Genomic DNA, 14,053 nt, shown 5'->3' with positions numbered 1-14,053 from the left:
ACCCGGCCTCAAGACTCGGAGGGGCAGCTGGAGATTTTTGGTATGGAATACTTTATTGGTATAGATGTTGGAACGGGAAGCGCGAGGGCTGGTGTGTTCGATCGAAAGGGTAAACTTCTCGCTCATCACACGGAGGCGATCACGATGTGGAAGCCTCAGGCGGACTTCGTAGAGCAGTCTTCCGATAACATCTGGGACAGTATCAGCCAGTGTGTGCGGCGGGTAATGAGCGACTCAGGCGTGGCTGCGAGCGATGTAAGAGGAATTGGTTTCGATGCGACTTGCTCGCTCGTTTTAGTGGATGCTCAAGGTCAGCCAGTGAGCGTTAGTCCAAGTGGGGAGGATGCTCAGAATGTTATCGTGTGGATGGATCATCGAGCGTTGGAGGAAACGGATTATATCAACGGTTTTGCCGAGGACTTTTCCGTCTTCGAGTACGTCGGCGGAAAGATATCCCCGGAGATGCAAGCTCCGAAGCTGCTGTGGTTGAAGAAGAACCTTCCCGAGTCATGGAAAAGGGCAGCCCACTTTTTTGATTTGCCGGATTACTTGACCTACCGAGCGACTGGCGAGTTAACGCGTTCGCTTTGCTCTACGACTTGCAAGTGGACCTACCTTGCTCATCAGGCAGCAGATGGCGGCAAAGGTTGGTCGCCGGACTTCTTCCGAGCAATTGGATTGGAAGATCTGATCGAGGGGGGATACGAGAAGATCGGGTCGGATATTCGACCGATGGGGGAGGCTATTGGTTCTGGGCTTTCTGCTACGGCGGCTCAAGAGCTAGGATTGTTAGAAGGGACCCCGGTTGGCGTATCCATAATCGACGCGCATGCCGGAGGCATTGGCATGATCGGCTTGGCAGAGGGGGATGAGGAGGTGCAGCTGGAGAAGCGGCTCGCATTGATTGGGGGCACTTCTTCCTGCCATATGGCGGTGTCGAAGGAGAAACGACCAATACCTGGAGTCTGGGGGCCGTACTTCTCTTCAATGGTCCCGGGGCTCTGGCTCAATGAAGGCGGGCAATCGGCGACTGGGGCATTGGTGGACCACGTGATTTTCAACCATGGAGCAAGCGAGGCAGCTAAGAAAGCGAGCGCGGAGGCGGGGATATCGATCTACGAGTACCTCAATCATCGGCTCTCGGATCTGGCCGGCGGGACGAGTGTGGATCTGCTAACGCGATCGCTTCATGTATGTCCTTACTTCCATGGGAACCGATCTCCACGGGCGAATCCTCATCTCAAGGGCATGGTGTCAGGGTTGCGGCTTTCAGCGACGATCGATGATCTGGCTCTGGTTTATTTGGCGACTATCCAAGCCATCGCATACGGAACGAGACATATCATCGAGGAGATGAACAAGGCTGGGTATGAGATCGATCGCCTTATCTGTTGCGGTGGGGGAACGAAGAATCCGGTATTTCTGCAGCAGCACGCGAACGCTACTGGGTGTCGGCTCATTCTGCCGGAAGAGCCTGAAGCTGTTTTGCTCGGTTCAGCCATGTTGGGAGCTGTGGCGTCCGGTGAGTTCAATACCTTGCAGGATGCAATGAGAGACATGTCTCGCCCGAAGAGCGTGCTGGAGCCAGAGGTGGATTTAGGAGAGTATCACGAAAATAAATACAAGGTTTTTCACAAACTCTATGCTGACCAAATTAGCTATGATTCGCTGATGGAATCATAACGCCCCTTTAACATTAGTTGTAAGCTATAATGACGACATCTCATTCGACTATCGCTCTGGTTGCCAATGGCGACTTGAGATTATCTGCAAACAAAACGTGCTGGGAGGAACAGCTCAAGATGGAGCAGTCGCTCACTTCGGTTATCGAATCAATGGGAGCCAAAGTGAAGCGTGCCCATGATTACGATCCGATTGAAAAGCACGGGTTCATCTCGAGTCAGCGGCAAGGCATGGATATTTTTGCAAAGATCGACCGTAAGGCACCGCTTATTGTGGCGGAAGCGGTATGGCAATATTCGCACCATCTGCTTGCAGGCTTGGTTTCTCATGAAGGCCCGATTTTGACAGTAGCGAACTGGAGTGGTACATGGCCGGGATTAGTGGGTATGCTCAACCTGAACGGCTCACTAACGAAAGCGGGGGTAGAGTATTCCACGCTGTGGAGTGAGGACTTCGAGACTGACGAGCGTTTCCAGGCTAAGCTAAAGCAGTGGTTGGAAACGGGATCGGTCGAGCACGATGCTAGTCACGTTTCTGCTTACGATCCAGCGAACACAGAGGAGCAAGCAAAGGACGTTGCCAAAACGGTCGCGGCAGACCTCGACAAGAACAAGGCCATCTTAGGCGTCTTCGATGAGTTTTGCATGGGCATGTACAATGCAACGATTCCTGATGAATTGCTTTTCCAGACCGGAGTATACAAGGAGCAACTCAGCCAAAGCGCTTTGTATGCGGAGATGCGTACAGTGAGTGAGGAGGAGGCTCAGGAGGTATACGAATTCTTGGTGCAGAGAGGGTTCAATTTTCACTTCGGCGAAGACGAAGCGACTGAGTTGACGAAGCCTCAAGTGATTGAGCAATGCAAGATGTACATCGCAGCCTGCCGGATTGGAGATCGTTTCGGGTGCGACGCGATCGGAATCCAGTACCAGCAAGGGTTAAAGGACATATGTGCGGCATCTGATTTGGTGGAAGGCATGCTCAATAGTACTGATCGCCCACCCGTCAAAAACGATAAGGGTGAGGTGATTCTCGCCGGAGAAACGTATCCACATTTTAATGAGGTAGACGAATGCTGCGGCCTCGACGCTCTGATGACAAAGCGTGTTCATGGGGCACTTGGACAGGCGACCGAAACGACCCTGCACGATTTGCGTTGGGGAGACAAAGACCGATCTGGCAGTACGGACGAGTACGTGTGGGTGTTTCTTATCAGCGGCTCAGCTCCTGTAGAGCATCATGCAGGTGGATGGAGCGGCAGTCACGGCTTTCGCCAACCGGCTATGTATTTCCCAAAAGGAGGAGCCTCACTACAAGGTGTATCCAAACCAGGAGAGATCGTATGGAGCCGGATCTACATCGAAGATGGAAAACTCAAGATGGATCTTGGTCGAGCCAAAGCGATTGAGTTGCCGGAGGAGGAAACCAGACGCCGTCTCGACGAAACCACTCCCGAGTGGCCAATCATGCACGCTGTTACATATGGCGTGAGCCGTGATCAGATGATGGGTCGCCACAAAGCTAACCATTTGAACGTGGCCTACGCAGAGAACGCGGAGCAGGCGGATTTGTGTCTAGCAGCCAAGGCAGAGCTCGCTCGGTTGCTAGGGTTGGAAGTGTTCATCTGTGGTTCGAAGAGCGACGGTTCGGAATTCTGATCTCTATGTCGCATAATCCAAACTCTGCCCGAGACAAATTTTAGCCGTTGGAGAACGGCGCTACCGCTAGAGCAGGGTCGCACGCGTGTGCGGCCCTGTTTTGTTTAGTTTTGAGAGAGGGGGAGGATGGAGGCCTTTCACATTCAACGCGAACGTGCCTATTCATAAGAAAAACATGCTAGATCGCTTGGATGGTGAAGACGGCCGTTTGCTTTTCGGCTGGGATGAGGTAGTGCTCGAGCGGCCAGGCTCCCCAGGAGTCGTTCCCGCCCACTCCTTGGTGTTGGCCGTCGATGTGGACTTCGATGAAGTCGCGCTTCGGAAGCTCGTGGGTGTGTCGCGCTTCCTCAAGATCTTGGGTCGTGTGGGGAAGGGCATTGAAGCCGAAAGTGTTGGATCCGGTTATGCGGACACCGTTGCCGACTGGGTTTGTTAGGGTGAGCCAACGTGTGTCGGTATGGTGCCCGCACTCTCCCGGTCGGACGTAGTTGTATTCGAATTGTTCCGACGCAGCGCTTTGGTAGATTCCTAGTTTGGCGTCTTTGCGATCGATGTAGGTCTCGTGAGGGCCGAGTCCGTACCATTGGATTTGGGAGTAGGATTCGTGTATACGTGTCCGTAGGCCGAATCGAGGGAGAGGGGGGAGCTTTTTCGTGCCTGCTTCAATCGTCATCTCGACCTGTATCGATCCGTCGCCGGTGATTGTATAGTGGGTGCGCAGGTGGCAGTCCACTGTTGGCAGGGTTTGGACGAGGGTGAGTCGAGCGGTTGACGTGTTGAGACGCTTTACTTCTAGGGATTCGCGTTGGGCGGTCTCAGCAGCCCGTCGCCATTCGCCTTGCCCGCTCGGCGAGAAGGAGGACATCCCGCGGCCTCTGTCATTGTCAGTCTCGGCTCGCCAAAATTCGGGGAGCAGTGGGGCGGCGAGTCGTTCTTCTCCGCTTTTCTCAAGCGATGTCAGGGCTCCGTTTGAAGTGTTGAAACGTGCAACGAAGTCCTGGCCTTTGAACACTATAAAGGAAATGCCGTGTGTGTATTCAAGCTTTGGAGCAGGGAGACCCTTTTGGGGGGCAGATGGTACGGACAAAGTGAACTGATCCCAGGAAACCTCGTGTCCCGCGTCGGCCCATGGGCTATCCGCTGCCAGGTGAAAGCTAATCTCTGCCACGTACTCCGCATCGTCGGATATCTGGCTGAAATCGATCGGGAGGGATATCTGCTCGGTTTGACCTGCGGGGATTTGGGGAGTCGCTAAGGTGCCGGCCTGGATGGAACGCCCGTCTTTTAGTAGCTTCCAGCGTGTTTGGAGCCAATCGCCGAGTGGTATGAAGTCGTGCCAGTTTTTGATTTCTACGACTCCCTTCTCGATGTCGATCGGTTTGGTGTGGATGTAGGCGTAGACTGACTTGAGTTGTTCGAGAGAGGGCTTCGCTTGGCGGTCGGCGGAGATGAGCCCGTTGGCGCAGAAGTTGTTGTCGGAAGGTACGTCGATGGGGCCGAAGTCACCCCCATAGGCCCAAAAGGTTTCCTCTCCGTTTTTGACAGGGTAGAAGCGGTCTTGATCGGTACGAGTAGTGGATTGAGAGAAGGTCTGGTCTACCCAGTCCCAAATGCAGCCACCTTGAAGCTGAGGTTCATCGTAGATCGCGGTCCAGTAGTCCCAGAGATTTCCAACGGAGTTGCCCATGGCGTGGGCGTACTCGCAGAAAATCCATGGGCGATCGTTGTTTTCTTGTTGGGCCCAGCCGATCATTTGATGGGGGCGGGCATACATTTTCGAGATGACATCGGTTTCCGGGCCTTCGCCCGCTTGCTCTGAATGAACGAGGCGAGATGGATCACTTTGGCGTATCCAGTTCGCGGATTCAGTGAAGTTCGGTCCGTATCCGGTCTCGTTTCCGAGTGACCAAAAGAGGACGGATGGATGGTTCTTTGAGCGTTCGACCATGCGGATGGTGCGATCCATGATGCCGTCTAGCCACTCTGGCTCGTGGGCGGGGTGGTTCTCTTTTTCATAGGGCCCTTGATGGTTCGCTCCCATGCCATGGATTTCGATGTTGGCTTCGTCGATGACGTAGAGGCCGTATTGGTCGCAGAGCGCGTACCATGCTGGCACTGTGGGGTAATGGGAGTTACGCACGGTGTTTACGTTGTACTGCTTCATGAGGAGGATGTCCTCGATCATGCGTTCGTGGGTGACTACTTGGCCGAGAGCTGGATCGTGCTCGTGGCGGTTCACGCCTTTGAAGAGGATGGGTTTTCCATTGAGCAGGCATTGGCCATTCTTCAGCTCGAACTTGCGGAAGCCTACTTTGCTGGGAGTGACGGATTGGATACGGCCTTGAGCATCACGGAGGGTTAGAAGCAAAGTGTATAGATTGGGCGTTTCGGCGTTCCAGAGCTGCACGCTCTCTAGGGTTGCTGAGACTTGGCTCCGAGTGTTTTCAGAGGCTGCGAGTTTAAGGTCAGTCGACTTTGAGAGAACCTCGACACCGGTTGCGTCTAGCAGCGTCGTTTCGAGTTGAGCGACGGTAGATGAGTCGGAAGTGTTCTGCAGATCCAGTTCGATTTCGAGAGTAGCGTTTTGGTAGTTGGGACCGAGATCGGTTTTGACGAAGAAGTCGCGCACATGCAGCGGTGGCGGGGAGAAGAGATAGACGTCGCGAAATATGCCGGAGAGGCGCCAGAAGTCTTGGTCTTCGAGGTAGGAGGCTGCGGTCCAGCGAATGTTTTCTACCGCGAGTAGGTTCTCGCCGGGTTTAAGGTAGTCGGTGATATCGAATGTTACTGCGGTTCTTGAGTCTGTACTGGAGCCGACTTCCTTTCCGTTGATCCAGAGGGTGAAGAATGAGTTTACCCCATCGAATGTCAGTTGGATTTGGCGGCCGTCCCAGTTCTTTGGAATGGTGAAGGTACGACGGTAGGAGTTGATGGTGTTGTTTGGATCGTCGGCTGGAACGTGAGGTGGGTTGGGTTTTACGCCGTGCCAAGTCCATGGATACGGGACGTTGCTATAGATTGGGATGCCATGGCCATGCATCTCGACGTTTGAAGGCACAGGGATTGATGTCCAATGGGAGTCATCGAAATCGGTTTCCCAGAAACCTGGCTGATGAGCGCTTCGGTTAGCGGCGTAGCGGTATTTCCAGAGTCCGTTGAGGGACTTGTAGAATGAGGATTTTGCGCGTTCCTGATTGGAGACGGGGCCGATCTCGAGTGCTGTGGCACGGTCGGGAGCGGCTATAAAGGATGCGACTGGAGGGAGTGTGTTGCTCCCAGTGAAGCGTGGGTTTTCGTGGTCCGGAGTCGCGTTCGCTAGATTGATGGCGACGCAGATTGTGAGGGCGATGGGTTTGGGTATTCGCATTTTTCGGAGTTGATTGGGGTAACGTATAAGGCCCGCTCCGAGCTGGAGTTGCGTTTTGGCAATTTCCAATCAGAAGCGGGCCCGTTCCCATTGAATAAAATGTTCTCCTAAATCCGGTTGTGACAGAGATCGAGGAGGGTCTGCAGCTGGATGGTTCCGGCGCACATGACAGTGTCGGCGCCACCGTAGTAGACTTTGACCTCACCGTCGTCTTCTACGATGGCACCGGTGATGAAGCATACGCTTGGTGTTTGTCCGTGCAGTTCGTAGTCAGCCATAGGGGTGATGATCGGCTTTTCGGATACGGCGATGACTTTAGTCGGATCCTCGAGGTCGTGGAGGCAAACTCCGGACTGGTAGACATAGTGAGATTTGCATTGGGTGCGCACGCCATGGAAGAGGTTTAGCCAGCCTTCTTCTGTCTTTATCGGAGCGCAGCCTCCTCCGACTTTTGACCAAGCCCAGCGGACAGCGGAGTTTTTGAGAACACACTCGCTGCCGCCCCAGTGGATCAGGTCGGGAGAGAAGGACATCCAGATGTTTCCACCGTCCCAAGAAGTCATTGGACGGTCGAAGCGGGCGTAAAGGCCATTGATCTTCTCAGGGAAAAGGATGCCGTTTCGGTTGCCGGGATCGGAGACGAAGCCGTGCCAGTTGAAGTCTTCGAAATCGGTAGTGCTGAGCAGGCTCAGGCGGCAGTCGTACTCGCTGTGGCAGGCGTGCATGATGTAGAAGGTGTCGCCGATCTGCGTGATTCGGGGATCGTAGTAGTTGATCGACGCGTACTTCTGGAAGGTCGGATCATCCTCGGGCATCTTGATGGGACTGGGGCGTGGCGTGAAGTTGTAGCCATCGTCGCTTTCCGCGATCCAGAAGTATGCCTTCAGGGAGCAGTCCTCGAGGCGATTGAGCATGAGGTACTTGTCCTTGAACTTAATCACGCCTGAGTTGAAGCAGTGGAGGATGTGATACTCGTCTGGAAAGTCCTTTCCGGAAAGGATTGGATTGCCTTGGTATCTTTGAACGAATGATGCGTTGCTGTATTGCATGTCGATTTTTGTTAGATGTTAGTCTTTGCGCACCTAGAAGACAGGGTCAAAGAGGTACCAATTTTGGAGGGAAGGTGTCCAAGAATTGCTATATGAAGGGACGCCAAGGGAGAGTATGATGGCCCCATGAATCTTATCCCACGTGTTGCTCTGGTATATACGTTTGTACTTTGCTCGTTTTCAGTGTTTGGAAACGACCCTGCTCAGTTGGCGGGTATTCGAGAGAAGGGACTCGATGGTCACGTTTACTACGTTTCACCGGCTGGTGACGATAGCGCTGCTGGTAGTAAAGAGTCGCCGTTTGGTACGATCCAGTACGCTGCTAAGCAGCTGAAACCGGGGAATACTTTGTTGTTACGAGAAGGCGTTTACCGAAATACTGATAGTACTGCTTTGGCGTTCGTTCACTGTCAGGGCGAGAAGGATCGCTGGATTCGGATTGCTAACGCTCCGGGGGAGAATCCTGTTTTGGAGTTCGATAGTCAACGAGGATTGGCGATGCAGGGAGTGCGTTACCTCGTCTTGGAAGGGATCGAGTTTGACGGGAAGAGTCGCGAACTCGATGAGGAAGAGGCTATCGCTTATGGCAAGAACTTCGACAACAAGGGGGATCGGGATCCAAGGTACTTTGGGGTGGGTGTAAGAGTGGAAGCGGACGAGAGCGGGAACTATCCGCACCATGTGATTGTAAGGAATTGTCGGATACATCATACTGCGGGTGGTGGAATCGCTCTCGCTCGCTCGGACTATGTTTTGATTGAAGCAAACGAAGTGTTTGAAACGAGTTACTACTCTCCATGGGGAGAGAGCGGGATTTCAATCTGGGAAAGTTCAAACCATGACAACCGCCGCGATGTGTATCGGACCATCGTACGAAACAATGTCTGTTATCGGAACGACAACAAGGTAAAGTTTTGGATGATGGGAACCTACTCGGATGGAAATGGAATTATCCTCGATGCACTGAGAACCAACCAGGACATCCTTGGCGATGGATACGACGAGCCTTACTCAGGACGGATATTGATCGCGAACAACACCTGCTTTGAGAATGGCGGGCGCGGCATCAATCTCTACGAAAGCGATTCCATGGATGTGGTCGAAAACAAGCTGATTCGTAATGCGCAGCGTGACGGTATGAAGTACGAGATCGAAATCGGGGCGGTGAAGGGCTGTCTCATTGAAGACAACGTGATCGTATCGAAAGCGGACAAGCAATCGATTGGTGGCTATCATTATGAAGATATCCGAATCGAGGGGAATTTGCTGTCGGGAGCTCTCGACAATGGTCTAGAGAATAGCGGCGATAATTATGTTGTTGGAGCGGATACGCATTAGCCTGCATTATTCATGAACTTTCTATTCCGCCATTGCGAATCTCGTCCAGACGCTGCCTTGACTTGTTTTTTGACTGAAGCGGGGTTTCAACCCAGCCTCACCCCAAAACCGTCGCCAATGCCCCGTCTGAACTGGGCTCGCAATGGCTCATTACGAAAAACATGAATAATGCTGGCTCGGCTGAGTTAGCTGGGATTTGCGTTTTTGAGAGAAGCGATTGAGGTAGTGCTTATGTTGAATCGAATCTTTGTCTGGATCTTTGCTGCTTTAATATTTGTTGGGGCTCTGGGAGGAGCGGAAAAACGCACTGTTGTTCTGGATGCTGATACGGCGAACGAGGTGGATGATTTGTACGCGATCGTGCGAGCGTTTGCGGTTCCTGAGTGGGACATAGTCGCTTTGAATTCGACACAGTGGGAAAATAGTCAGTGGAAAGTCCCGGAGACAATGGAGGCGAGTCATCGCCTAAACACCGCATTGCTTACGTATTTGAAGGCTGGTGACGAGACTAGGCTGCGCCGAGGAGGACATCGCCGGATGTACGACTGGGGCGACTTAGCCGTCCATTCGGCGGCGGCTTATGAAATAATCCGTCTCGCGAATGAGCAGGAGGATGGGGACAAGCTGACGGTGATAGCGATGGGTGCGTTGACTAACGTTGCCTCCGCTTTGTTCATCGATCCGGAGATCGAAAATAAAATCGCTCTCTACTGGCTTGGGTCAACCTACGACCGGGAGAAGAAGTCATCGCGACTCTTGGATTTCAATCCGATGATGGATCCGAGGGCGGCGGGAATGCTGTTTCAGTCAAAGATGGAAATGCATGTGCTGCCAGTGAGTGAATTGTGGAGTTACCAGTTCGATTTTCGACGCACGCGGAAGGAGTTGGAAGACGTACACGAGCTTGGCGAGTATCTGGTCGCCACTTGGTTCAATCACCACGACTCAGGTCGAGAACGCCGTATTCTCTGGGACGTCGCTTTGATACAAGCGATGGTGTATCCAGAAAAGGTGACAGAGATCGAAGCCCCGTGGGTGGAGAATCCGAATCTGAGCCTCTACACGGATTTGGACACTGATTTCTTTGTCGATGAGATGTATGTGTCTCTTAAGTCTGTTTTAGAGAACCTATAGCTCCTTCTATTTCGAAAGCTCATGTGCCAGGAGCTTTCCTTGTCCAAATTCGGTGTCTGGCCCGAATGGAGGCCATGCGAATTCGCGGGGCCAATAAACCGGTCTTTCTTTCAGGTAAAGGGAGTTCGGATACTCTTGTTTGGCCTCATTGACACTGCTTGTACGGTTGGCGAATATGAGTGGATCGATAACTTCCTTCCCGACGGCCACTCCGTTTTCATAACGAGTTGTTTGGCCTGTGTAGAGCCAATCGGGTGACTCGGGGATCGGCTGCAAATCGTTAGCGATCGCGTTTTGCTTAGGGGAGAAATCTTCGAGGTGGAGAGCCGCTTTACTGACGAAATTACGGAAAAAGGTGTTTCCGGGACCGGCAGCTCCCCAGTAATCGGAGGAGTGAATGTACTCTACATGGTTTCCTTCGAAGAGATTCTTGAAAGGGTAGTGGCCGTGGATGCTGATGTCTTTCGCGACCGCAGTACCCTCTTGGTGACCATCGAACGAGTAGTTGTACCCGAAGACGTTGGCGTTGGCCCCTTCCTTGACCATCATGCTATGTCGTAGCCGGCTGAATACATTGTTTTCGATGAGACAATGGTTCGTATACTTAGAGCAAACGATTCCGTAGCCGTGTCCGCCTCCACCGTGGCGAAATGAATCGTAGAACTCGCTGTCGTGCACCTCGATATTACGACTGTAGCGAATGTCCAGATGGCTTCGGACGGTCTTCAGGCTGCGGACAGCCGATACCCAGCAATTGGCCGCTCGGTGAATTGCAATGCTATGCAAGCCATCGAGTTCGCGGGTGTTTTCGATCGTGAGGTTGACGAGTCCTACGTCCTGCAGGAAATCGACGGCTTGGATGTGCACGTCTTCCCAATTGTAGTCGCAGGTTAATGGATACTTTAGGATTGCGGAGTTTCCTACGATCGAGGCGATTGCTAGGCTTTGACCAACGCTCCTTTTCGCCCACGTCTCCAAGGATTCAAGGTGTCGTTCTTGTTGGTCTCGCTGCGCACGGTAGGTCCCCATTGCTTCCAGATCATTTTGCTGGCTAATGATTAGGTCGTGTCCCGACTTGAGCGTTACGTCAGGAGGTAGACTGATATGCGAATCCCCGAGGCGGGGAGTGTAGTTCAGAGAAATAGGGTCTGAAGTGTACGTTCCCTCGATCATGATAAGGGCGTGAGGCCCTGCTTCTGGCAAATCGAATCGGAGATGCGTATGTTCGGTACTGTTCCCGAGAAGAGTTATTGCGTCTCGAGTTATTGAAATGGGACTGCGAAACAGGTAGCTACCTGTGGGGATGTAAATGGTCGTTCCGGGCTCGGCCTTGTCGATGAGAGCCTGAAGGATGGGGGCGTTGTCAGTCTGGTTGTCTGGTTTTCCGCCGTGCTCGAGGAAGTTCAGGACTTGGAAGTCGGTAGGGCGGGGCGCTTCTCTCCCCGCCATCGACCAGTCGGTTGAGCGATCAGGACCGAGGCCTACCGATTCAAGGGCATTTGCGACCAGTGCGTTCGCAAAAACGAGAAGGGAGATGATTAAAAGACAGCGGCGTGATGCGGCTAAGCCGTTAGCGATTCGGTGGATCAAGGAGTTTCGTCTACCAGACGAAAGAAGGTCCGGGAGTCCGTCTCGATTGGGAAGGAGTATTGTGCTCCTGGGGTGTGGTTCTTGAGTTTGAATGTTGGTGTCCAGTTTTCGAGGTCTGTGGATTTCTCGAGGATAAGCTCGTTGCCGTCGTTCTCAACGATAGTGGCTGTGTTCTCGTTGGTCGAGAGATCGAAGGAATCATTGTTCAGATCTCCGAGTTGATAGACTATGTGATTGGGACCATCTGCGACCAGTGTGAAGTTGAGTACGATGGGATCACCCGAGGTTTGGATCGTTGCGATATAGTCGCCGTAGAAGCCGCGGTTACTGTATTGCCCCTTTGCGTTAGTGGTTCCGGCAAAATCGTTCCACCAGGTTTCCTGAGTGAGCTGGCGCCAGATGGTGGCGTTGGGCTTTTCGCGCCAGTCTTGGGTGTACATGGCAGCCGAGGGACGCCAGTGGCGACCTTCCCAGAATCCCCAAACTTGCACGCCAACGGTTGCGGGGTGGCTGAATGCTATGGTTAGAATATCTCGCGTGTAATCGGCCTGCATATCCTCGTCGTCGGTCGTGATATCGAGCTCGGTAATTCGAATGTCGAGGTCTGGAAACGCGTTGTGGAAACGCTCGAAGATGTTGTAGACGAGCTCGATTGAGGTAGGGGATGAGGAGAAATGTCCCTGCATGCCGATCCCGGTAACCGGGGCATCGTTTAACAGAAGGTATTCTATGACATCCTCTAGATGTTGCTGGTGGGCGAAGTCACGTCCGCCAGCTGAAATGATGCCGTAATCATTGATGTAGAGCCCTCGGCGGGGAAGATTTGCGCGAGCTTGCTTGAACCAATCTACCATCACTTGGTCGCCGAATGCGTCCATGAGGTAGTGGTTGTCGTAGGGCTCGTTCAATACGTCCCACTCGTCCACCAGGAAGCGAGTTTTGCTAGTGGCATCGTCAATGTGGTCGAGCACGACCTGCTTCGCTGCGGGATCGGCTGAGGCGGGATCTCCCTCGGGCAAGTAGCTCTGCATCAGGTTGGGGAGATTTCGTTTCGATGGCCAAACAAGCACGTGTCCGCGAGAATAAATGTCTCGTTCCTTAAGCCATGTGAGCGCTTCGAGCGTTTGCTGCTGGCTGAAACCGGGTTCCCATTCGCCTGCCCATGGGCCCCATTTCGTATCGTTTTCCGGACCGCTTTGGTTGAACAGTTCGAGGAATTTCTCGCGGTAGGTCTCGGAGTCCGGGCTGTTACCCAAGAGCTCTCCCGCTGCGATGACAGATCCGAAGTGGTAGGCGTGACGTTGGAATTCGACTTCTATGTCCGCGTTCGAGATAGGGGAACCGTCAGTATCCAAAATCTGGATTGAGAAGTCTCCTTTGCGGTACTTTTCGATTCGCTCGGCCGCTGCTGTGCGCCATGCGGCATCGGGTTCCCGTCCTGCGTAAGTGGGTCGAGAGATCGGCAGGTCTGCGACTTGTTGGGTATCGCGGTAGTTCAGAAATTCGATACCGCCTACTTCCCAGATCTGGGTCTTCGCTCCCGCTCCCGCACCCACTTGTAGGCTGAGCGAGCCAGCGGGTTGATCTTCGCTGATCTCAAATGGGAAGAGGTACTCGACCCAGTCTGTTCCTGCGGTGACTTCGCGGGTGACGTATTTGTTGTAATCAGGAGCCGGGCCTTGGGGAAACACGGTTGCGAAGCCTACGCCTGACTCGTCCTTCGATTCGATTGAGCGAAAGAAGAGGCGGATGAAAAGGGTGTCGCCTTGGGAGACCGCTTGATTCGAGGAGAGTTGAATGGCGCCATTCCAGTATTGGCCAGCGGGATTTGAAACGGTTACCCGCAGGGCTTGGTTGAAGTCTGGGTGGTCGACTTGAACTAACTCAGAAGAGGCGACCGGAGAGCCTTCGTGGCTGCCTTGCCAGAAAATTCCTGATTGGGAGAGTGGGTTGTCCTGAAGCAGAGAGACGCCGCCGGCGGGGACTGGAGTTTTGGCGCAAAGAATCCCTTCGAGTCCGAACAGGGCGAAGAACAGAACGGCAAGGAAGCTGGAGTTCAGAGCGGATTTTAAAGGGATGATTGTAATAGCGTGTGCGTTCATAGGGGAGATCCGAACGATTTGATAGTCGTTCACCATCGTATCGGATCGCTATTGAAGGGACAGTCGTTTGGCGCTCACTTATTAGAATAGCGGAAACGTGGACATGTCCGAGGTGGGGTGCAGTTTGAGGGT

The 14,053-nt window shown here is 53.2% G+C and carries 8 protein-coding genes; 4 read left to right on the top strand and 4 right to left on the bottom strand.

Features of this window, described 5'->3' with window-relative positions:
• Positions 1-42: 42 nt before the first annotated feature.
• Together JIN87_RS12295 and JIN87_RS12290 are read left to right on the top strand one after the other, a co-directional pair.
• The gene (locus tag JIN87_RS12295) at positions 43-1,683 is read left to right on the top strand and encodes an FGGY-family carbohydrate kinase (protein ID WP_200355863.1); all 1,641 of its coding nucleotides are present in this window, start codon (positions 43-45) and stop codon (positions 1,681-1,683) included.
• A gap of 29 nt (positions 1,684-1,712) precedes the next feature.
• Positions 1,713-3,341, top strand: a complete 1,629-nt coding sequence (locus tag JIN87_RS12290) for a hypothetical protein (RefSeq protein WP_200355862.1) — start codon at positions 1,713-1,715, stop codon at positions 3,339-3,341.
• A 178-nt stretch (positions 3,342-3,519) separates the two neighbouring features.
• Here the strand turns inward: JIN87_RS12290 and lacZ are convergent, their stop codons facing one another.
• Positions 3,520-6,708 carry a beta-galactosidase, LacZ type gene (lacZ, locus tag JIN87_RS12285; protein ID WP_200355861.1) on the bottom strand — a complete coding sequence of 1,063 codons (3,189 nt, stop codon included), beginning with the start codon at positions 6,706-6,708 and terminating at the stop codon, positions 3,520-3,522.
• Positions 6,709-6,815: 107 nt separating this feature from the next.
• Positions 6,816-7,757, bottom strand: a complete 942-nt coding sequence (locus tag JIN87_RS12280; protein ID WP_200355860.1) for a glycoside hydrolase family 130 protein — start codon at positions 7,755-7,757, stop codon at positions 6,816-6,818.
• Between the two features lie 126 nt (positions 7,758-7,883).
• Here JIN87_RS12280 and JIN87_RS12275 point away from each other — a divergent pair, with 126 nt between their 5' ends.
• A complete protein-coding gene (locus JIN87_RS12275; protein ID WP_200355859.1) occupies positions 7,884-9,095 on the top strand; it encodes a right-handed parallel beta-helix repeat-containing protein in 1,212 nt (403 codons plus the stop codon).
• A 231-nt stretch (positions 9,096-9,326) separates the two neighbouring features.
• Entirely contained in the window at positions 9,327-10,229 is a 903-nt protein-coding gene (locus JIN87_RS12270; protein ID WP_200355858.1) for a nucleoside hydrolase, read from the top strand.
• Positions 10,230-10,235: 6 nt separating this feature from the next.
• Here the strand turns inward: JIN87_RS12270 and JIN87_RS12265 are convergent, their stop codons facing one another.
• Entirely contained in the window at positions 10,236-11,819 is a 1,584-nt protein-coding gene (locus tag JIN87_RS12265; protein WP_200355857.1) for a glycosyl hydrolase family 28-related protein, read from the bottom strand.
• On the bottom strand, positions 11,816-13,921 hold the full coding sequence (locus tag JIN87_RS12260; RefSeq protein WP_200355856.1) for an endo-1,4-beta-xylanase: 2,106 nt from the start codon (positions 13,919-13,921) through the stop codon (positions 11,816-11,818). Before JIN87_RS12260 ends, JIN87_RS12265 begins: the two co-directional genes overlap by 4 nt.
• Between the last annotated feature and the right edge of the window lie 132 nt (positions 13,922-14,053).

The organism is Pelagicoccus mobilis (assembly GCF_016595505.1).
Classification (GTDB): domain Bacteria; phylum Verrucomicrobiota; class Verrucomicrobiia; order Opitutales; family Opitutaceae; genus Pelagicoccus; species Pelagicoccus mobilis.
This window is presented reverse-complemented; position numbering and strand designations above follow the sequence as displayed.

Coding starts and splice junctions, on each gene's coding strand:
- lacZ (WP_200355861.1), bottom strand. CDS start 6,708: ATGCGAATACCCAAACCCATCGCCCTCACAATCTGCGTCGCCATCAAT.
- JIN87_RS12280 (WP_200355860.1), bottom strand. CDS start 7,757: ATGCAATACAGCAACGCATCATTCGTTCAAAGATACCAAGGCAATCCA.
- JIN87_RS12270 (WP_200355858.1), top strand. CDS start 9,327: ATGTTGAATCGAATCTTTGTCTGGATCTTTGCTGCTTTAATATTTGTT.
- JIN87_RS12275 (WP_200355859.1), top strand. CDS start 7,884: ATGAATCTTATCCCACGTGTTGCTCTGGTATATACGTTTGTACTTTGC.
- JIN87_RS12260 (WP_200355856.1), bottom strand. CDS start 13,921: ATGAACGCACACGCTATTACAATCATCCCTTTAAAATCCGCTCTGAAC.
- JIN87_RS12295 (WP_200355863.1), top strand. CDS start 43: ATGGAATACTTTATTGGTATAGATGTTGGAACGGGAAGCGCGAGGGCT.
- JIN87_RS12290 (WP_200355862.1), top strand. CDS start 1,713: ATGACGACATCTCATTCGACTATCGCTCTGGTTGCCAATGGCGACTTG.